The 19,175-nt window shown below is 74.4% G+C and carries 18 protein-coding genes; 15 read left to right on the forward strand and 3 right to left on the reverse strand.

Annotated features, from left to right (window positions below; all coding sequences use genetic code 11):
• The first annotated feature begins 17 nt into the window (after window positions 1–17).
• From CP968_RS23920 to CP968_RS23940, 5 genes are all read left to right on the forward strand, one after another.
• A complete protein-coding gene (locus tag CP968_RS23920) occupies window positions 18–1,049 on the forward strand; it encodes a C40 family peptidase (protein WP_150519949.1) in 1,032 nt (343 codons plus the stop codon).
• A 264-nt stretch (window positions 1,050–1,313) separates the two neighbouring features.
• Entirely contained in the window at window positions 1,314–2,357 is a 1,044-nt protein-coding gene (locus CP968_RS23925; protein ID WP_150519950.1) for a C40 family peptidase, read from the forward strand.
• A gap of 93 nt (window positions 2,358–2,450) precedes the next feature.
• Entirely contained in the window at window positions 2,451–3,566 is a 1,116-nt protein-coding gene (locus CP968_RS23930; RefSeq protein ID WP_150519951.1) for a hypothetical protein, read from the forward strand.
• A 33-nt stretch (window positions 3,567–3,599) separates the two neighbouring features.
• Window positions 3,600–4,742 carry a glycosyltransferase family 4 protein gene (locus tag CP968_RS23935; RefSeq protein WP_150519952.1) on the forward strand — a complete coding sequence of 381 codons (1,143 nt, stop codon included), beginning with the start codon at window positions 3,600–3,602 and terminating at the stop codon, window positions 4,740–4,742.
• Window positions 4,743–4,867: 125 nt separating this feature from the next.
• A complete protein-coding gene (locus tag CP968_RS23940; RefSeq protein WP_150519953.1) occupies window positions 4,868–6,484 on the forward strand; it encodes a GMC oxidoreductase in 1,617 nt (538 codons plus the stop codon).
• Between the two features lie 19 nt (window positions 6,485–6,503).
• Here CP968_RS23940 and CP968_RS23945 read toward each other — a convergent pair whose 3' ends face one another.
• The gene (locus tag CP968_RS23945) at window positions 6,504–8,300 is read right to left on the reverse strand and encodes an AMP-dependent synthetase/ligase (RefSeq protein WP_150519954.1); all 1,797 of its coding nucleotides are present in this window, start codon (window positions 8,298–8,300) and stop codon (window positions 6,504–6,506) included.
• 231 nt (window positions 8,301–8,531) lie between these two features.
• Here CP968_RS23945 and CP968_RS23950 point away from each other — a divergent pair, with 231 nt between their 5' ends.
• The 6 genes from CP968_RS23950 (at window position 8,532) to CP968_RS23975 (ending at window position 13,648) form a co-directional block, all read left to right on the forward strand.
• Window positions 8,532–9,308 carry a metallophosphoesterase family protein gene (locus CP968_RS23950; protein WP_150519955.1) on the forward strand — a complete coding sequence of 259 codons (777 nt, stop codon included), beginning with the start codon at window positions 8,532–8,534 and terminating at the stop codon, window positions 9,306–9,308.
• Window positions 9,309–9,440: 132 nt separating this feature from the next.
• On the forward strand, window positions 9,441–9,881 hold the full coding sequence (locus CP968_RS23955; protein WP_150519956.1) for an SRPBCC family protein: 441 nt from the start codon (window positions 9,441–9,443) through the stop codon (window positions 9,879–9,881).
• Window positions 9,882–10,059: 178 nt separating this feature from the next.
• On the forward strand, window positions 10,060–11,283 hold the full coding sequence (locus CP968_RS23960; protein ID WP_150519957.1) for an ArsA family ATPase: 1,224 nt from the start codon (window positions 10,060–10,062) through the stop codon (window positions 11,281–11,283).
• 73 nt (window positions 11,284–11,356) lie between these two features.
• On the forward strand, window positions 11,357–11,812 hold the full coding sequence (locus tag CP968_RS23965) for a DUF5304 domain-containing protein (protein WP_150519958.1): 456 nt from the start codon (window positions 11,357–11,359) through the stop codon (window positions 11,810–11,812).
• A gap of 61 nt (window positions 11,813–11,873) precedes the next feature.
• A complete protein-coding gene (locus CP968_RS23970) occupies window positions 11,874–12,815 on the forward strand; it encodes an ROK family glucokinase (protein WP_150519959.1) in 942 nt (313 codons plus the stop codon).
• Window positions 12,816–12,886: 71 nt separating this feature from the next.
• Window positions 12,887–13,648 carry an endonuclease/exonuclease/phosphatase family protein gene (locus CP968_RS23975; RefSeq protein ID WP_150519960.1) on the forward strand — a complete coding sequence of 254 codons (762 nt, stop codon included), beginning with the start codon at window positions 12,887–12,889 and terminating at the stop codon, window positions 13,646–13,648.
• 67 nt (window positions 13,649–13,715) lie between these two features.
• On the opposite strand, the gene CP968_RS23980 is transcribed toward CP968_RS23975, so the two are convergent.
• Together CP968_RS23980 and CP968_RS23985 are read right to left on the reverse strand one after the other, a co-directional pair.
• Window positions 13,716–14,366 carry a hypothetical protein gene (locus CP968_RS23980; protein ID WP_150519961.1) on the reverse strand — a complete coding sequence of 217 codons (651 nt, stop codon included), beginning with the start codon at window positions 14,364–14,366 and terminating at the stop codon, window positions 13,716–13,718.
• A complete protein-coding gene (locus CP968_RS23985; protein ID WP_150519962.1) occupies window positions 14,359–15,138 on the reverse strand; it encodes an alpha/beta hydrolase in 780 nt (259 codons plus the stop codon). Before CP968_RS23985 ends, CP968_RS23980 begins: the two co-directional genes overlap by 8 nt.
• Window positions 15,139–15,308: 170 nt before the next feature.
• Here CP968_RS23985 and CP968_RS23990 point away from each other — a divergent pair, with 170 nt between their 5' ends.
• From CP968_RS23990 to CP968_RS24005, 4 genes are all read left to right on the forward strand, one after another.
• A complete protein-coding gene (locus CP968_RS23990; RefSeq protein ID WP_150522091.1) occupies window positions 15,309–16,046 on the forward strand; it encodes a lysophospholipid acyltransferase family protein in 738 nt (245 codons plus the stop codon).
• Between the two features lie 35 nt (window positions 16,047–16,081).
• Window positions 16,082–17,299 carry a MacS family sensor histidine kinase gene (macS, locus tag CP968_RS23995; RefSeq protein WP_150519963.1) on the forward strand — a complete coding sequence of 406 codons (1,218 nt, stop codon included), beginning with the start codon at window positions 16,082–16,084 and terminating at the stop codon, window positions 17,297–17,299.
• Window positions 17,296–17,991, forward strand: a complete 696-nt coding sequence (locus CP968_RS24000) for a response regulator (protein ID WP_150519964.1) — start codon at window positions 17,296–17,298, stop codon at window positions 17,989–17,991. Before macS ends, CP968_RS24000 begins: the two co-directional genes overlap by 4 nt.
• A 99-nt stretch (window positions 17,992–18,090) precedes the next feature.
• A complete protein-coding gene (locus CP968_RS24005) occupies window positions 18,091–19,119 on the forward strand; it encodes a 6-phosphofructokinase (protein ID WP_150522092.1) in 1,029 nt (342 codons plus the stop codon).
• Window positions 19,120–19,175 lie beyond the last annotated feature (56 nt).

Below are 19,175 nucleotides of genomic sequence, written 5' to 3' on the forward strand. Positions count from 1 at the left end.
AGAAGGAGCTCGCCTTCGTGGCGTCCCACCGTCGACCCAAGCAGCCGACCCGCGCTCGCGTCACCGTCCTGACCGCCACCGCGGCCGCCGCCGTCGCGCTCTCCTCCCAGGGTGCCTCCGCCGCTCCGGCCAAGCCGGGCAAGGACGAGGTCAAGACCCAGGTCGACGCCCTCTACGAAGAGGCGGAGCAGGCCACCGAGAAGTTCAACGCGGCCAAGGAGCGCCAGGAGAAGCTGGAGAAGGAGATAGGCCAGCTCCAGGACCAGGTCGCGCGCGGCCAGGGCGACCTCAACGAGCTGCGCAGCACGCTGGGTTCGATGGCCAGCGCCCAGTACCGCAACGGCGGCATCGACCCGTCCCTCGCGCTGCTGCTCTCCGAGGACCCCGACAGCTACCTCGACAAGGCATCCTCCCTCGACCACCTGAGCGGCAAGCAGGTCGAGGCCGTCCAGAAGATCCAGGCCAAGCAGCGCAGCCTCGCCCAGCAGCGCCAGGAGGCCGCCGGCAAGCTCGCCGACCTCGACGCGACCCGCAAGGAGCTCGGCGAGAAGAAGAAGGCCTCGACGGACAAGCTCAACGAGGCGCAGGCCCTCCTCAACACGCTGACCGCGCAGGAGCGCGCGCAGATCAAGGACGAGGACGCCCGGGCCAGCCGCAGCGAGGGCGAGCGCGCCGAACTCGGCCCGCCGGTCAAGGCCTCGGGCCGGGCCGGAGCCGCCCTCGCCGCCGCGAAGACCAAGCTGGGCGGCGCCTACGTCTCCGGTGCCACGGGCCCCAGCGCCTTCGACTGCTCGGGGCTGACCCAGTGGGCCTACAAGCAGGCCAACGTCAGCATCAGCCGGGTCACCTACACCCAGGCCAACGACGGCACCCGGATCAGCCGCAGCCAGCTCCAGCCCGGTGACCTGGTCTTCTTCTACGGCGATCTGCACCACGTCGGCCTGTACGCGGGCAACAACATGACGCTGCACGCCTCCAACCCGCGCGGCGGCATCAAGTACGAGTCGATGGACAACATGCCGTTCCAGTTCGGCGTCCGCATCGGCTGACCGGGCCGCCCGGCCCCGCACGACCCGCTCCGCCCCCCGGGGACGCGCCGTACACCGCCCATCCGGGCGAATTACGGGCCCGCGCCCTGACCGCACGCCCCGCCGGTGACCTGCGTCTCCTGCGGGGCGTCGGCGTGCGTGCCCGCCCGGGGTCGTTGGCCGGTGGGTGGTCGCACGGCTACTGTCTGCCAGCGCGGAACCCGGCACACGGCCGCCCACGGAGGGCGGACCCGGGCACCGCGCAGCGGAAGGGAGCGGTCTCACGTGGCGTCCCATCGCCGGCCCGGCCCCACCGGCCTGGACCGGAACACGAAGGTCACCGTCCTCACCGCCGCCGCGGCGACGGCCGCGGTCGCCATGGCCGGAGCGCCCGCGAGCGCCGCGCCCGGGTTCCCGCAGGAGCCCCCGGCCGGCAGCCGCGCCCAGGTGGACCGGCTCTTCGAGGAGGCCGAGCAGGCCACCGAACGCTTCAACGAGGCAGGCGAGAAGGCCGAACGGCTCCGCGCCGAGGTCAACCGGGCCCAGGACCTCATCGCCCGCGGCCAGGACCGCATCAACACCATGCGGGGCCTCCTGGGCACCTTCGCCGGGGCCCAGTACCGCAGCGGCGGCATCGACCCCGCCGTCGGACTGATGCTCTCCGAGGACCCCGACGACTACCTGGAGCGCGCCGCCGTGCTGGACCGGCTGACCGGCCGCCAGGCCCGCCAGCTCGGCGACCTGCGCGAGGAGCAGCGCCGGCTCGGCCAGGAGCGCCGGGAGGCCTCGCGCAAGCTCGGCGAGCTGGAGTCCCTGCGGGCCGAGGTGGCCCGGCAGAAGCGCTCCGTCACCGCGAAGCTCGCCGACGCGCGCCGGCTGCTGAACGCCATGCCCTCCCAGGAGCGGGCCGACTTCGAACGGGCCTCGCGCTCCGGCGGCCGCCCCGACGCCCTGCCCGACCCCTCCTCCGCCGGGCCCGCCTCGGGCCGGGCCATGACCGCGGTGATGGCGGCCCGGGCGGCGGTCGGGCGCCCGTACGTGTGGGGCTCGACCGGCCCCTCCGGCTTCGACTGCTCGGGGCTGATGGTGTGGTCGTACCGGCAGGCGGGCGTCTCCCTGCCGCGCACCTCCCAGGCCCAGCGGTACGCGGGCCGGCAGGTGCCGCTGTCGCAGGCCCGGCCGGGGGACCTGGTGACGTACCGCTCCGACGCCAGCCACGTCGGCATGTACGTGGGCAACGGGCAGGTGGTGCACGCCCCCTACCCCGGGGCCCGGGTGCGCTACGACCCGGTCGGGATGATGCCGGTGTCCTCGGTGACCCGGCCCTGACCCGGGGCGCGCCCGTCCGGGACCCCCGGGGCGGGGGCGCCCCCGCCCCGGACACCGCCGCCGCCCGGCGCGGGCCCTGCGTACGATCGGCTGATGCTCCCGGGTCCCCGCGCCGTGCGCCTGCTGCCGCTCCTGCTGTGCCTGCTGCTGGCCGGGTGCGGCGGGCGGCCCCCTGCCGACACCGCCGAGCCCGGCATCCGGCGGGCGGTGGCCGACTGGGCGCGCACCGTTCCCGCGCCGCTCGCCGCGGTCCCGCTCGACGGCTGGGCGTACGAGGTCGCCTCGGTGCGGCGGGACGGCGCGCGGGCCGTCGTACGGGCGCAGCTGCGCTACCGGCTGACCGGCTACGACGCCGCCCCGGACGGCTCGGCCCGCGAACTCGGCCTGGCCGAGGACGGCGGCACCTGGCGGGTCCGGTCCGACCGGCCCGCCCCCGGGGCGCCCGCGCAGCTGTGGGACCAGGGCCCGGTGAGCGTGGTCCGCGGCCAGCACGCGCTGGTCCTCGGCGGCGCCGGGCAGGGCGAGGACACGCTGCGGGCCGTCGCCGCCGAGGCCGACCGGGCGGTGCCCGCCGCGAGCGCCGCCTGGCCCCGGCCGTGGGCCGGCCGCGTGGTGGTCCTGGTCCCCGGCAGCCTGGAGCGGATGGCACAGCTGCTGGGCCGCCCGGCCGACACCTACCGCGGGCTGGGCGCCGTCACCACCGGACGGGTCGGCTCCGGGCCCGCTCCCGCCGACCGGGTGGTGGTCAACCCCGAGGGGTACGCGGGGCTGGGCGCGGAGGGGCGGCGGATCGTGCTGACCCACGAGGTCACCCACGTCGCCACCCGGGCGGCGACCTCCGCCACGACCCCGCTGTGGCTCTCGGAGGGCTTCGCGGACTGGGCGGCGTACCGGGGGACCGCCACCACCCCCGCGCAGGCGGCGCCCGCGCTCGCCCGGGCCGTGCGCCGGGACGGCCCTCCGGGGGAGCTGCCGGACGCGGCGGACTTCGCCTTCGGCGGGGACCCGGAGGCGCTGGCCCGCGCGTACGAGGGCGCCTGGCTGGCCTGCCGCGCGATCGCGGACCGGTGGGGCGGGGCCGCGCTGGTCGACCTGTACGGGCGGGCCGGGCGCGAGCCGCTCGACGCGGCCCTGCGGGAGGGCCTGGGGACGGACCGGGCCGGGCTGACGGAGACCTGGCGCGAGGCGGTGCGCGTCGGGCTCCGCTGACCGCCCGGAAGGGTCCGGTAGGGTCGGCTGACGATGCACAAGACGCTGATCGTGACCAACGACTTCCCGCCGCGCCCGGGCGGCATCCAGGCCTTCCTGCACAACATGGCGCTGCGCCTGGACCCCGACCGGATCGTCGTCTACGCCTCCACCTGGAAGCACGGCGCGGAGGGCCGCGAGGCCACCGCGGCCTTCGACGCCGAGCAGCCCTTCCGGGTCGTCCGCGACCGGACGACGATGCTGCTGCCGACCCCGCGCGTGACGCGCACGGCGGTGGGGCTGCTGCGCGAACACGGCTGCGAGTCCGTCTGGTTCGGGGCGGCTGCGCCGCTCGGGCTGATGGGGCCGGCCCTGCGGCGGGCCGGGGCCCGGCGGCTGGTGGCGACCACCCACGGGCACGAGGCGGGCTGGGCCCAGCTGCCGGCGGCGCGGCAGCTGCTGCGGCGGATCGGCGAGGGCACGGACACGCTGACGTACCTGGGCGAGTACACCCGCTCGCGGATCGCGTCGGCGGTGACGGACCGGGCGGCGGCCCGGATGGTGCAACTCCCGCCGGGCGTCGACGAGAAGACCTTCCACCCGGGCTCGGGGGGCGCGGAGGTCCGGGCCCGGCTCGGGCTGACGGACCGGCCGGTGGTGGTGTGCGTGTCCCGGCTGGTGCCGCGCAAGGGCCAGGACACCCTGATCGAGGCCATGCCGCGGATCCTGGCGGCGGTGCCGGACGCGGTGCTGCTGATCGTGGGCGGCGGACCGTACGAGGCGGACCTGCGGGCCCTGGCCCGGTCCACCGGCGTCGCGGACTCGGTGGTCCTCACCGGTGCGGTCCCGTGGTCCGAGCTGCCCGCCCACTACGGCGCGGGCGACGTCTTCGCGATGCCGTGCCGGACCCGGCGCGGCGGGCTCGACGTGGAGGGGCTCGGCATCGTCTACCTGGAGGCCTCGGCCACGGGCCTGCCCGTGGTCGCGGGGGACTCCGGCGGGGCGCCCGACGCGGTCCTGGACGGCGAGACGGGCTGGGTCGTCCGGGGCGGCTCCGCCGAGGAGGCGGCGGAGCGGATCACCGCCCTCCTGCTGGACCCGGAGCTGCGCGGCCGCATGGGCGCCGCGGGCCGCGCCTGGGTCGAGGAGAAGTGGCGCTGGGACCTGCTGGCGGAGCGGCTGCGCGCACTGCTCTGAGCCGCGGCGAGGACCGCGGCCGCGGGCACGGCCGGGGGCCGCGGCGCCGCCACGGCCCACTGTCCCCCGGATGCCTGGCAGCACCGTCTCTGGCCGGTTCGGCCGACTCCGCCCATCATGCCGCCATGACACCACATCTGACGCGCCGTCACGTCCTGGGCCTCGGCGCCCTGCAGACCGCCGCCGCGCTCGGCTTCACCCGGATCGGGCCGGCCGCGGCCGCCGAGGTGGAGCCGGCCGCCGCGCACTACGCCCCCGCCATCGTCGTCGGCTCCGGCTACGGGGCCGCCGTGGCCGCCCTGCGGCTCGGGCGGGCCGGCGTGCGCACCGTCGTCCTGGAGATGGGCCGGCTCTGGGAAACCCCGGGATCCGACGGCAAGGTCTTCCCGTCCACCTCCGCGCCCGACCAACGCTCCATGTGGTTCCGCACCCGTACCGAGGCCCCGCTCGCGCAGTTCCTCTGGCTCGACGTCGTCAACCGCGACATCAGCCCCTACCCCGGCGTCCTGGACCGCGTGAACTACGGCGACATGTCCGTGTACGTGGGCCGCGGCGTGGGCGGCGGATCGCTCGTCAACGGCGGAATGGCGCCGACGCCCCGGCGCGCCTACTTCTCCGAGATGCTGCCCCGGGTCGACGCCGACGAGATGTACGGCACCTACTACCCGCTCGCCCGCGCCATGCTCGGCGTCAACGACATCGACCCGGCCTGGTTCGAGTCCACCGAGTGGTACCGCTTCGCCCGGACCTCCCGCAAGCACGCGCAGAACACCGGCCTGAAGACCGTCTTCGTCCCCAACGTCTACGACTTCGCCCACATGAAGGCCGAGGCCGCCGGCACCGCGCCCAGGTCCGCCCTGGCCGGCGAGGTCATCTACGGCAACAACCACGGCAAGAAGAGCGTCGACAAGACCTACCTCGCCGCGGCCCTCGGCACCGGCAACGTCACCATCGAGACCCTCCAGCGGGTCGTCGCCGTCCGCCCGGACCCGGCCGGCGGCTACGTCCTGACCGTCCGCTCCATCGACCTCGCCGGCCGCGTCACCGGTACCCGCGAACTGGGCTGCGCGCAGCTCTTCCTCGGCGCCGGCAGCCTGGGCACCACCGAGATCCTGCTGCGGGCCCGCGAGACCGGGGCGCTGCCCCTGCTCAGCGAGAAGGTCGGGCTGGGCTGGGGCCACAACGGCAACGTGATGACGGCGCGGGCCAACCACCTGTGGGACACGGTCGGGGCCGACCAGTCGACCATGCCCGCCCTGGGCATCGACGACTGGGACAACGCGGCCAACCCGGTCTTCGCCGAGATCGCCCCGCTCCCGATGGGCTTCGAGCACTGGATCTCGATGTACCTGGCCATCACCCGCAACCCGGAGCGCGGCAGCTTCACGTACGACGCGGCCACCGACTCGGCGCGGCTGAACTGGCGGCGCGACCAGAACACGCCCTCCGTCAACGCCGCCAAGAACCTCTTCGACCGCATCAACCGCCGCAACGTCACCGTCTACCGCCACGACCTGTTCGGCGGCAACAGGGCCTTCGCCGACAACTTCACCTACCACCCGCTGGGCGGCTGCGTCCTCGGCGACGCCACCGACGACTTCGGCCGCGCCAAGGGCCACCCCGGGCTGTACGTGGTCGACGGCTCCCTGGTCCCGGGATCGCTGGGCGTCAACCCGTTCGTGACCATCACCGCGCTCGCCGAGCGCAACATGGCCCGGATCCTCGCCCAGGACCCCCGCTAGGCCGTCCCCGCCGTCGGTCTCAGCCCCGGTACAGCGCCTCGATCTCGTCCGCGAAGTCCTTCGCCACGACATTGCGCTTCAGCTTCAGCGACGGCGTGATGTGGCCCGACTCCTCCGTGAACTGGGAGGGCAGAATGCGGAATTTCCGCACCGATTCCGCCTTGGAGACCGCCGCGTTGCCGTCGTCCACCGCGTCCTGGACGGCGGCGATCAGGTCCGCGTCCTCGCGCAGCTCCGCGGCCGTCACGCCCGCCGGCTTGCCGTGCTCCGCCGCCCACCGGCCGAGGAACTCCTCGTCGATGGTGACCAGCGCGGCCACGAACGGCCGCGCGTCGCCGACCACCATGCACTCCGCGACCAGCGCGTGCGCCCGGATGCGGTCCTCGATCACGGCGGGGGCGACGTTCTTGCCGCCCGCCGTCACGATCAGCTCCTTCTTGCGGCCGGTGATCGCGAGGTAGCCCTCCTCGTCGAGGGTGCCGACGTCACCGGTGTGGAACCAGCCGTCGGTGAGCGCCTCGGCGGTCGCCGTCTCGTTCTTCCAGTACCCGGAGAAGACGTGCTCGCCGTGCAGCAGCACCTCGCCGTCGTCCGCGATGCGCACCACGGAGCCCGGGAGCGGCTGGCCGACCGTGCCGATCTTCTGCTTGTCCCACGGGTTGAAGGTGGTCGCCGCGCAGGACTCGGTCAGGCCGTAGCCCTCCAGCACCGTGAAGCCGATGCCGCGGAAGAAGTGGCCGAGCCGCTCGCCCAGCGGGGCGCCGCCGGAGATCGCGTACTCGCCGCGCCCGCCGAGCACCGCGTGCAGCTTGGCGTAGACGAGCTTCGAGAAGAGCCTGTGCTTGAGCTTCAGCGCGAAGGACGGTCCGCGCGGGGTGTCCAGCGCCCGGCTGTACGCGATGGCCGTCTCGGCCGCCGCGTCGAAGATGCGGCCCTTGCCGTCGGCCTGGGCCTTGGCCCGCGCCGAGTTGTAGACCTTCTCGAAGACCCGCGGCACGCCGAGGATCAGCGTGGGGCGGAAGGACTGCAGCTCGTCGGTGAGGTTCTTGATGTCCGGTACGCAGCCCAGCCGGATCGGCGCCAGCACGGCCGCCACCTCCACCAGGCGCCCGAAGACGTGCGCGGCCGGGAGGAAGAGCAGCACCGAGCACTCGCCGGTCTTGAACAGCGGGCTCAGCCGCTCGACCGCGTTGCCGCACTCGGCGAAGAAGTTGCGGTGGGACAGCACGCAGCCCTTGGGGCGGCCGGTGGTGCCCGAGGTGTAGACGATGGTCGCCGGGTCGTCGGCGTTCGCCAGGGCGCTGCGCCCGTCGATCTCGGCGTCCGAGATCCCGGCGCCCGCGGCCTTCAGCGCGTCCAGGGCGCCCCGCTCGATCTCCCAGACCTCGCCCAGGTCCGGCAGCCGGTCGCGCAGCGCGGCCACGGTCTCGCCGTGTCCGGGGCTCTCGACGACCGCGGCGACGGCGCCGGAGTCGCCGAGGATCCACTGGATCTGCTCGGGGGAGCTGGTCTCGTACACGGGGACCGTGACGCCGCCCGCGGTCCAGATCGCGAAGTCGATGAGCACCCACTCGTAGCGGGTGCGGGAGATCAGGGCGACCCGGTCACCGGGGCGGATGCCCGCCGCCACCAGGCCCTTGGCCGCGGCCCGGACCTCGGCGAGGAACCGCGTCGCGGTCACGTCCTGCCACCGGCCGTCGACCTTGCGGCTCATGACGGCGGTGTCGGGATGCCGAGCGGCGTTGCGGCGGATGAGATCCGTCAGGTTCCCGTCCGACGGGACCTCGTACAGGGCCGGAAGACTGAACTCGCGCAAGACTGCTGCTCCTCTGGGCGCCATCGCCACCATGTGGACCGACCGGACGTTACCCACCGGTAGTGGGTTCCGGATAGAGGGAACCGGCCAGATGTTCTCTGCGTCACATGACGCGGCCGTGCCCTGCCGACAGTAGTCGACCCCCTTCGCGACTCGGAAGTAACCGCAGGTCCGGCAGGCTCCGCGGCCCCCTCCTACCCACCGCCGCCGGGCGCCCCTAGGGTGGTCGCCATGGCTGGCACCACGCGCGTCCACGTCGTGAGCGACGTCCACGGCAATTCCGAGGCCCTCGCCCGGGCGGGCGACGGCGCCGACGCGCTGATCTGCCTCGGTGACCTCGTCCTCTTCCTCGACTACGCCGACCACTCGCGCGGCATCTTCCCCGACCTCTTCGGCGTCGAGAACGCCGACCGGATCGTCGAACTGCGCACCGCCCGCCGCTTCGACGAGGCCCGCGCCCTCGGCCGTGAGCTGTGGGCCGGACTGGACCGCGAACAACTGATCGAGGGGGCGGTCCGCCGCCAGTACGCCGCGATGTTCGCCGCCTTCCCCTCCCCGACGTACGCCACCTACGGCAACGTCGACGTCCCGGCCCTGTGGCCGGAGTACGCCGACCGGCCGGGCGTCACCGTGCTCGACGGGCAGCGGACGGAGATCGGCGGCCGGGTCTTCGGCTTCGTCGGCGGCGGGCTGCCCTCGCCGATGCGGACGCCGTACGAGGTCGACGCGGAGGAGTACGCGGCCAAGGTGGAGGCCCTCGGCGAGGTGGACGTGCTGTGCTCGCACATCCCGCCCGAGGTGCCCGAGCTCTGCTACGACACGGTCGCCCGCCGCTTCGAGCGGGGCAGCGAGGCCCTGCTGTCCGCGATCCGCCGCACCCGCCCCCGGTACGCGCTCTTCGGACACGTGCACCAGCCGCTGGCCCGGCGGATGCGGATCGGCGCGACGGAGTGCGTGAACGTCGGGCACTTCGCGTCGACGGGGCGGCCGTGGGCCATGGAGTGGTGAGGGACCGGGCCGCGGGAGCGGGTGGCGGGGTACGGGAGGTGCTGGAGTGGCGGACCCCGCACGCGCGGTAGCCTTCGAGCGGCGGCCGGAGGCCGCACACATCCTCGAACACTCCCCGGAGGAGCGACCGCGATGGCGGAACACACCAGCTCAAGCATCACGATCGAGGCCGCGCCGGCCGACGTGATGGCCGTGATCGCCGACTTCGCCCGCTACCCCGAGTGGACCGGCGAGGTGAAGGAGGCCGAGGTGCTGGCCACCGACGCCGAGGGCCGCGCCGCCAAGGTGCGGCTGCTGCTCGACGCGGGCGCGATCAAGGACGACCACACGCTCGCCTACACCTGGAAGGGCGCGGACGAGGTCAGCTGGACCCTGGACAAGTCCCAGATGCTGCGCCAGCTCGACGGCTCCTACCGGCTGGCCCCCCTCGACGGCGGCCGTCGGACCGAGGTCACCTACCAGCTCACCGTGGACGTCAAGATCCCCATGCTCGGCATGATCAAGCGCAAGGCCGAGAAGGTCATCATCGACCGGGCGCTCGCGGGACTGAAGAAGCGCGTCGAATCCACCTGATCCCCACGGGCCCGCCCGCCGCGCCCCCGGGGCGCGGCCCGCGTGCCGCCCCCCGCCCCTCCGCGTCCCGGGGCGCGGGCGCGGAGCGCCTCCGGGGCACGGGGTCCGCGGCCCCGGACGGTCCGCGGTCCGCCGCCGGGCCCGGGCGGAACGATCACTGAACCGGAGCACCCGCACCATGCGCATCCTGCTGATCACCGGCCCCGGCGGCGCCGGCCGCACCACCGTGGCCGCCGCCACCGCCCTCGCCGCCGCGCGCGAGGGGCAGCGGGTGCTGCTGCTGTCCGGTGACCCCGGCGACCCGGCGGGTGCCCTCGTCGGCGACCCGGTGGCCGCGGCCGCCGACACCGTGCCCGGGCTGCGGACCGTACCGGTCGCGGGCGGCTTCCGGGTGGCCCGGGTGGACTCCGGCGAGGAGTTCCGCACCGAGCTCGTCGCCCTCCAGGAGCGCGGCTCCACCCTCCTCGGCATGGTCGGCGCCCGCCCCCTCGGCTCCGAGGAACTGACCGAACTCCCCGGCGCGGAACAGTTCGCCCTGCTCCGCGCCCTGCGCCGGGCCGCCGCCGCCCCCGCCACCGACCTCGTCGTCGTCGACCTGCCGCCGCTCCACCAGGCCCTCGCCACCCTCGCCCTCCCCGCCCAGCTGCGCCGCTACCTCGCCCGGCTGCTCCCGGCCGAGCGGCAGGCCGCCCGCGCCCTGCGCCCCGTACTGGCCCAGCTGGCCGGCGTCCCCATGCCCGCCCAGTGGCTCTACGAGGCCGCCGCCCGCTGGGACGAGGAGCTCGCCGCCGTCCAGGCCGTGGTCGAGGCCGAGAGCACCTCGGTCCGGCTGGTCGTCGAACCCGGCCCGGCCGCCCGCGCCGCCCTGCGCACCGGGCTCCTCGGCCTCGCCCTGCACCGCCTCGCCGTGGACTGCCTGGTCGCCAACCGCCTCGTGCCCCGCGACTGCGCCGACCCCTGGGCCGCGTCGCTCGCCGCCCAGCAGCGCGCCTTCCTCGACGGGACGGACGCCGGGCCCGGGCGGATCCCGGCCGTCCGCGGCCTCCCGCACCTCGGCCGAGACCCGCGCGGCCCCGAGGACCTCGCGGAGCTGGCCGGCGCCGCGACGGGCGGCCCGCTCACCCCGGACCGGCCCGGCGGGCGCCCGGCCTGGCCCGTCGAGGACCGGCTCGCCGCGGACGGGGTGCTCCTCTGGTCCGTACGGCTGCCCGGCGCCCGCAAGGACGACCTCGACCTGATCCGCCGCGGCGACGAGCTGCTGCTCACCGCCGGCCCGTACCGCAGGATCGTTCCGCTGCCCGCCGCGCTGCGCCGCTGCACCGTCTCCGGCGCCGCCCTCGCCGACGACGTGCTCCGCATCCGCTTCACCCCCGATCCCGGACAGTGGCCGCGCACGCCCTGAACGCCGTACCGCCGTTCGGGTACCGTCGGAGATAGCCAGTACCGCCACCGCAGCCGCCGCAGGAGAGTCCGCCATGAGCGAGGCCACCGACCGTCCCACCGATGACGACGCCTGGGCCAAGGCCTGCGCCGAGGACCTCGCCGCAGAGAAGGAACGCCTGCGCGCCGAGGGCGGCCCCGGCGCCGGGGGCACCGGGACCGCCGCGGAAGAGCTGTTCAAGCTGTTCGAAGCGGTCGCCGACAAGGTGTCCGGGCTGAACAACCCGCTGCTCGGAGCCGCCGCACAGGGAGCCGTGCGCCAGTTCGCCGCCCAGGCCAGGAGCGCCGCGCAGCCCGTCATCGAACGCAACCCCGAGGTCTTCGACCACCTCGCCGCCGCCGGCTCCGAACTGCTCGCCGCCTACCGCTCCGCGGTCGAGGGACACGAGCGCCGCTGGACCCGCGACGAGCCCGCCGCGCCCCGTCGCGCACCCGGCCCGGGCGAAGAGGGCCCCGACGCGGGTCCGGCCGAGCGGATCGATCTCGACTGAACTCCCTCTTCCCTCGGGTACCGTTGGCCATGGCGGGGTTTGACCGGAAACCGAGGGACTAATGGGACTCACCATCGGCGTCGACATCGGCGGCACGAAGATCGCGGCCGGCGTGGTCGACGAAGAGGGCACGATCCTTGAGACGTACAAGGTGCCCACCCCGCCGACCGCGGACGGAGTGACGGAAGCGATCTGCTCCGCCGTGTCCGAGGTCAGCAGCAACCACACCATCGACGCCGTCGGCATCGGCGCCGCCGGGTACGTCGACGACAAGCGCGCGACGGTGCTCTTCGCACCCAACATCGACTGGCGGCACGAGCCGCTCAAGGACAAGGTCGAGCAGCGCATCGGGCTGCCCGTCGTCGTCGAGAACGACGCGAACTGCGCGGCCTGGGGCGAGTACCGCTTCGGCGCCGGCCAGGGCCACGACGACGTCATCTGCATCACCCTCGGCACCGGCCTGGGCGGCGGCATCATCATCGGCAACAAGCTGCGCCGCGGCCGCTTCGGCGTCGCGGCCGAGTTCGGCCACATCCGGGTCGTCCCGGACGGCCTGCTGTGCGGCTGCGGCAGCCAGGGCTGCTGGGAGCAGTACGCCTCCGGCCGGGCGCTCGTGCGCTACGCCAAGCAGCGCGCCAACGCCACCCCGGAGAACGCGGCCGTGCTGCTCGCGCTCGGCGACGGCACCCCCGACGGCATCGAGGGCAAGCACATCAGCGAGGCCGCCCGCGCCGGCGACCTCGTCGCCGTCGACTCCTTCCGCGAACTGGCCCGCTGGGCCGGTGCGGGCCTCGCCGACCTGGCCTCCCTGTTCGACCCCTCGGCGTTCATCGTCGGCGGCGGCGTGTCGGACGAGGGCGACCTCGTCCTCGACCCGATCCGCAAGTCCTTCAAGCGCTGGCTGATCGGCGGCGCCTGGCGACCGCACGCGCAGGTCCTCGCCGCCCAACTGGGCGGCAAGGCCGGGCTCGTCGGCGCGGCCGACCTGGCCCGCCAGGGCTGAGCCGGGACCTTCGGCACGACCGCCCGCCGCGCCCCTTGGGGGAGCGGCGGGCGGCTGCGTATCTTGCGGGCATGGACACGATGCCGCTTTCGCTGCCGAAGTCTCTGACGGAGCCGGACGGCTCTGCCGTGATCCGGGTGCTCAGCTACAACGTCCGCTCCCTGCGCGACGACGAGGACGCGCTGGCCCGGGTCGTCACGGCGTGCGCGCCGGACCTGGTGTTCGTCCAGGAGGCGCCGCGGTTCTTCCGGTGGCGCAAGCACGCGGCGCGGCTGGCCGCCAAGTGCGACCTGGTCGTCCTGGGCGGCGGCGCGACGGCCGCCGGGCCGCTGCTGCTGTGCTCGCTCCGGGCCTTCGTCGAGCGGACCGAGGACGTGCTGCTGCCGCTGACGCCGGGCCTGCACCGCAGGGGCTTCGCCACGGCGGTGGTCCGCTTCGGGGCGGCGCGCGTCGGCGTGCTCTCGGCCCACCTGTCCCTGGACCGGGCCGAGCGGCTGGGCCAGGCGCAGCTGCTCCTGGAGCGGCTGGAGGCGCTCGACGTCCCGTACGGCATCGCCGCCGGCGACATGAACGAAATCCCCGCCGGACCGGCCTTCGGGCGGCTGGCCGGCGCGCTGCGGGACTGCCGGACGGTCGCGCCGTGGGGGGCGGAGCACACGTTCCCCGCCGCGGCGCCGGACCGGCGGATCGACGCCGTCTTCGCGACGGCGGGCGTGGAGGTGCTCGGCTGCGGTGTCCCCGCGGGACTGGAGGGGGTGCGGGCCGCGGACCTGGCCGCCGCGACGGACCACCTTCCGGTCCTCGCGGCCCTCCGCCTGCCGGCCCCGGCGTAGCCGCCCCGACGCCGGGCCGCGGGCGGAGCCGCCGGGGCTGCGCCCCGGGTGCCGGGCGGGGGCGGGGTCAGACCACCGCGCCGCGGCCCGGGTCGTCGTCCTCGTCGTCGTCGTGTGCCATGCGGCCCACCAGCGTCGCGAAGCCGCCGAGGAAGCCGCCGATGCCCAGGGTGGTGAGCCACCAGGTCATCTCCCACTGGAACAGCACCGCGAGCAGCAGCAGCACCGGTCCGCCCACCACCGCCAGCCACGCGAACTTCGTCGTGGTGTCGGCCTGCGGCAGCTCCGGCTCCGGCGGGACGAAGTGTCCCTCCTCCGCCGCGCTCAGGTCGTCGTCCTTCGGCTCCGCGAGCGCGTGGTCCCGCGGTCCCGCCGCGCCGACGCCCGGCGCGAACACCACCGAACCGCCCAGCACCGTCCCGGCCGCGGCCGGCGGTTCGGGCTTCGCCTCCGGTGCGTCCGTCTCCGGCTGCTTCTCCTGCTTCGCCCCGGACTTCGCGTCCGGCTTCGTCTCCGGTTCCGCCGCGGGACCGGCGGGCGCGGACGCCGGCAGCGGCTTGACGTCCTCCTCCGGCAGCAGCAGGTTCTCGATCGGCCTGAAGGGTCTCGCCCCCGGCGGGTCCGGCGGCTCCTGCCCGTACCCGGCGACGATCGCCGCCCAGGCCGCCTCCTCGTCCAGCGGCGGAACCCCGCCCGACTGCTCCTCGTGCTCAGCCACCCGCCTCCGCCCCCTCCCTGCCCACGCTCTCCGCCAGTCGGCCGACGAACGCATAACTGTCCGCGAAGATCCGCTCCGCGTCATGGTCCAACGTCGCGACGTGGTAGCTCTGTTCCAGCAGCGTCTCCGTGACGTCCGCCGACGAGATCCGGGCCAGGATCCGCGCCGAGTCGGCCGGCGGCACCACGTGGTCCTGCGGGCTGTGCAGCAGCAGCACCGGCTGAGTCACCTGAGGCAACTCGGCGTCCACGAGCCGCAGGAACGTGCGCAGCGAGTGCGCGGCCCGGGTCGGGACGCGGTCGTAACCGACCTCCTCCGAGCCCTCCTTCGCGATGTCGCTGGCGATGCCCGGCGTGGACCGTACGAAGTGCTTGGCGACCGGAAGGGCCACGGCCAGCGGATCGTGCACCTTGTTGGCCGGGTTGACCAGCACCAGGCCGCTGATCGCGTCCCCGTGCTTCGCCGCCAGCCGCAGGCTCAGCGCGCCGCCCATCGACAGCCCGAAGACGAACACCCGCGCGCAGCGGTGGCGCAGTTCGCGCAGGGCCCGGTCCACCTCGGCGTACCAGTCCTGCCAGCCCGTGAGCTGCATGTCCTGCCAGCGCGTGCCGTGTCCGGGCAGCAGCGGGAGCGACACCGTGAGCCCGCGCGCGGCGAGGTACTCGGCCCAGGGGCGCATCGACTGCGGGGAGCCGGTGAAGCCGTGGCAGAGGAGCACCCCGACGTCACCGCCCTCGTGGCGGAACGGCTCGGCTCCAGGGAGGACGGGCACCAGGGTCTCCTTGATCATGATGTACGCCGGGTGGGTGCGTTGCTCTGTGTGACTTCACCGTACGCGACGGGGGGTGCACCGACCAGGGTCGTCGGCCCCCTCCGGACGGAGCCACGGGATAAGGTCTGTTCGACAGACACAGGAAGGCTTTCGAGTTGATCTACGGCGCAATGAAGTTCTCGATCGGCGGTTCCCTGAAGCTCGCCTTCAGGCCGTGGGTGGAGGGCCTCGAGAACATTCCCGCGGAGGGGCCGGCGATCCTCGCGAGCAACCACCTGTCCTTCTCCGACTCCTTCTTCCTGCCGGCCGTGCTGGACCGGAAGGTCACCTTCATCGCGAAGGCGGAGTACTTCACCTCCCCGGGGGTCAAGGGCAAGCTGACGGCGGCCTTCTTCAAGGGCGTCGGCCAGCTCCCGGTGGACCGCTCCGGAGCGCGCGGGGCGGGCGAGGCCGCGATCAAGAGCGGCATCGACGTCATCGAACGCGGGGAGCTGTTCGGTATCTACCCCGAGGGGACGCGTTCACCCGACGGTCGGCTCTACCGCGGCAAGCCGGGCGGTCTGGCCCGGGTCGCGCTGGCCACCGGGGCGCCCGTCATCCCCGTCGCGATGATCGACACCGAGAAGATCCAGCCGCCCGGCAAGGTGGTGCCCAAGCTGATGCGCCCGGGCATCCGGATCGGCAAGCCGCTGGACTTCAGCCGCTACCACGGCATGGACGGCGACCGCTTCATCCTGCGCTCGGTGACCGACGAGGTCATGTACGAGATCATGAAGCTCTCCGGCCAGGAGTACGTCGACATCTACGCGACGGCCGCCAAGCGCCAGATCGCCGACGCGGAGAAGGCCGCCAAGGCCGAGAAGGGCGACAAGGCGGAGAAGGCGGAGAAGGCCGACACGGCGGAGTAGCGGCGGGCCGCGCCGCCCGCGGGGGAGTGGGGGAGATGGCGAAGCGCGAGCGCGTCGTGCGCATGTCGGTGGAGCAGCCGCTCTGGCGCGCCCTGACGGGCTACCGGGTGCTCACCCTGGTCTACGCGGTGCTCCTGTTCGCCGCCGCCTACCGGGAGTTCAGCCGGCCCTGGGTCGCCGCCGGCTACCTCGCCGTCCTCGCCGTCTGGACCCTGGCCACGACCCCGCGCGTGGCGAACGCCGCCAGCTGCACCAAGCGCTTCCTCGGCGCCGACCTCACGGTGGCCCTGGCCGGCATCCTGCTCACCCCGGTCGCCGACGCCCACGACCGGATCGCGGGCGGCGGCCCCACCCTCCCCAGCATCTGGACCGCCGGTTCGGTCCTCGCCTTCGCGATCAAGGGCGGCTGGCGGTGGGCCGGGTTCGCCTCCACCTTCGTGGCCGCCGCGAACGTCTTCATCCACGGCGGCGACCCGACCCGCGACACCCTGCACAACGTCCTGCTCGTCTGGGTCGCGTCCATCGCCATCGGCTACGTCGTCGAGGTCGCCCGGGCCAGCGAGGCCACCCTCGCCCGCGCCCTGGAGATCGAGGCCGCCACCCGCGAACGGGAGCGGCTCGCCCGCGACATCCACGACGGGGTCCTCCAGGTCCTCGCCATGGTCCAGCGGCGCGGCACCGACCTGGGCGGCGAGGCCGCCGAGCTCGGCCGGATGGCGGGCGAGCAGGAGGTGGCGCTGCGCACCCTGGTCTCCACCGGGCTCGTGCACCCCTCACGGGTCTCCCGGGACGGGGCGCTCGGCGCGCTGGTCGACACGTACGAGGTGGAGGAGCCGGGCGCGGACGAGGGCGAGCTGGACCTGCGCACCCTGCTGGCCCCGCACGCGGGCTCGCGGATCAGTTTCGCCGAACCGGGTACCCCGGTGCCGCTGCCGGTGCCCGCCGCGCGGGAGCTGGCGGCGGCGGTCGGCGCCGCCCTCGACAACGTGCGGCGGCACGCGGGGGAGGGGGCCCGGGCCTGGATCCTGGTCGAGGACTGGGGCGACGAGGTGATCGTGACCGTACGGGACGACGGGCCGGGCATCCCGGCCGGCCGGCTCGACCAGGCCGAGGGCGAGGGCCGGATGGGGGTGGCCCTGTCCATCCGGGGCCGGCTGCGCGACCTCGGCGGCAGCGCCGAGCTGGTGTCCGTCCCCGGGCAGGGCACCGAAGTGGAACTGAAAGTGCCCAGGGGCAGGACGGACGAGAGATGAGCGAGCGCACCGACGTGAACGCAGCGAACGAGCCGCACGAGATCAAGGTGATGGTCGTCGACGACCACCCGATGTGGCGGGACGCGGTCGCCCGCGACCTCGCCGCCGCCGGCTTCGACGTGGTGGCCACCGCCGGGGACGGCCCCGAGGCCGTGCGCCGCGCCCCCGCCGCCGGCCCCGACGTGCTGGTCCTCGACCTCAACCTGCCCGGCATGCCCGGCGTGCAGGTCTGCAAGGAGCTGGTCGGCGCCCACCCCGCCCTGCGGGTGCTGGTCCTGTCGGCCAGCGGCGAGCACGCCGACGTGCTGGAGGCGGTGAAGTCCGGCGCGACCGGCTACCTGCTGAAGTCCGCCGGTGCCCAGGAGCTGATCGACGCGGTCCGCCGCACCGCCGCCGGCGACGCCGTCTTCACCCCCGGCCTGGCCGGGCTGGTCCTCGGCGAGTACCGGCGCCTGGCCGCGGACCCGGCGCCGACCGCCTCCCACGAGACGGCGCCCCGGCTCACCGACCGGGAGACCGAGGTGCTGCGACTGGTCGCGAAGGGGCTCTCGTACAAGCAGATCGCCGAGCGGCTGGTCATCTCGCACCGCACGGTGCAGAACCACGTGCAGAACACCCTGGGCAAGCTCCAGCTGCACAACCGGGTGGAGCTCGTGCGCTACGCCATAGAGCGGGGCCTCGACGACGCGTGAGCGGCCCGCCGCGCCGGCGTCCCCCGAATTGCCCCGCCCGCATCCCTTGCTGTGACGCGCGTCACTACTAGCGTGGCCGTCATGGCGAAGGGAGACCCCATGAAGGTCGGAGTGCTGACCGGCGGCGGCGACTGCCCCGGGCTCAACGCGGTGATCAGGGCCGTCGTCCGCAAGGGCACGCAGGAGTACGGGTACGGGTTCATCGGCTTCAAGGACGGCTGGCGGGGAGTGATCCAGGGCAGGGCCGTCCCCCTGGACATCCCGGCCGTCCGCGGCATCCTGCCCCGCGGCGGCACCGTCCTCGGCGCCTCGCGCACCAACCCGTTCACCACGGAGAACGGCGTGCGGGGCATCCGGGAGAACCTCGCCAAGTACGAGGTGGACGCGCTCGTCGCGATCGGCGGCGAGGACACCCTCGGCGTCGCCGCCCGGCTGCACGCCGAACACGGCATCCCCTGCGTCGGCGTCCCGAAGACCATCGACAACGACCTCTCGGCCACCGACTACACCTTCGGCTTCGACACGGCCGTCGGCATCGCCACCGAGGCCATCGACCGCCTCCACACCACCGCCGAGTCCCACATGCGGGTCCTGGTCGTCGAGGTCATGGGCCGGCACGCCGGCTGGATCGCCCTGCACTCCGGCCTCGCGGGCGGCGCCAACGTCATCCTCATCCCGGAGCAGCGCTTCGACATCGACCAGGTCTGCGCCTGGGTGGCCTCCCGCTTCGAGGCCAGCTACGCGCCGATCGTGGTGGTCGCCGAAGGGGCCATGCCCACCGACGGCGACCTGGTCCTCAAGGACGCCACCACGGACTCCTTCGGACACGTCCGGCTGTCGGGCGTCGGCGAGTGGCTCGCCCGGGAGATCTCGGCGCGGACCGGCAACGAGGCCCGTACGACGGTCCTCGGCCACGTCCAGCGGGGCGGCACGCCGAGCGCCTTCGACCGGTGGCTCGCGACCCGCTTCGGGCTGCACGCCATCGACGCGGTGCGCGACGGCGCCTTCGGCACGATGGTCGCGCTCCGGGGCACGGACATCGTCCGGGTGCCGATCACCGAGGCCACGGCGAAGCTCAAGACGGTGGACCCGGCGCTGTACGCGGAGGCCGGGGTCTTCTTCGGCTGACGCCGGGCGGCGCCGGCGGGCCATGGGCCGTAGGGTGGCGAACGGCTCATGGTCCG

Origin of the sequence: Streptomyces subrutilus (genome assembly GCF_008704535.1) — a bacterium.
Classification (GTDB): Bacteria; Actinomycetota; Actinomycetes; order Streptomycetales; family Streptomycetaceae; genus Streptomyces; species Streptomyces subrutilus.

Excerpts from the sequence above, each read along its gene's own strand:
- CP968_RS23930 (WP_150519951.1), top strand. The coding sequence starts at position 2,451 with ATGCTCCCGGGTCCCCGCGCCGTGCGCCTGCTGCCGCTCCTGCTGTGC.
- CP968_RS23935 (WP_150519952.1), top strand. The coding sequence starts at position 3,600 with ATGCACAAGACGCTGATCGTGACCAACGACTTCCCGCCGCGCCCGGGC.
- CP968_RS23940 (WP_150519953.1), top strand. The coding sequence starts at position 4,868 with ATGACACCACATCTGACGCGCCGTCACGTCCTGGGCCTCGGCGCCCTG.
- CP968_RS23950 (WP_150519955.1), top strand. The coding sequence starts at position 8,532 with ATGGCTGGCACCACGCGCGTCCACGTCGTGAGCGACGTCCACGGCAAT.
- CP968_RS23955 (WP_150519956.1), top strand. The coding sequence starts at position 9,441 with ATGGCGGAACACACCAGCTCAAGCATCACGATCGAGGCCGCGCCGGCC.
- CP968_RS23960 (WP_150519957.1), top strand. The coding sequence starts at position 10,060 with ATGCGCATCCTGCTGATCACCGGCCCCGGCGGCGCCGGCCGCACCACC.
- CP968_RS23965 (WP_150519958.1), top strand. The coding sequence starts at position 11,357 with ATGAGCGAGGCCACCGACCGTCCCACCGATGACGACGCCTGGGCCAAG.
- CP968_RS23970 (WP_150519959.1), top strand. The coding sequence starts at position 11,874 with ATGGGACTCACCATCGGCGTCGACATCGGCGGCACGAAGATCGCGGCC.
- CP968_RS23975 (WP_150519960.1), top strand. The coding sequence starts at position 12,887 with ATGGACACGATGCCGCTTTCGCTGCCGAAGTCTCTGACGGAGCCGGAC.
- CP968_RS23990 (WP_150522091.1), top strand. The coding sequence starts at position 15,309 with ATGAAGTTCTCGATCGGCGGTTCCCTGAAGCTCGCCTTCAGGCCGTGG.
- macS (WP_150519963.1), top strand. The coding sequence starts at position 16,082 with ATGGCGAAGCGCGAGCGCGTCGTGCGCATGTCGGTGGAGCAGCCGCTC.
- CP968_RS24000 (WP_150519964.1), top strand. The coding sequence starts at position 17,296 with ATGAGCGAGCGCACCGACGTGAACGCAGCGAACGAGCCGCACGAGATC.
- CP968_RS24005 (WP_150522092.1), top strand. The coding sequence starts at position 18,091 with ATGAAGGTCGGAGTGCTGACCGGCGGCGGCGACTGCCCCGGGCTCAAC.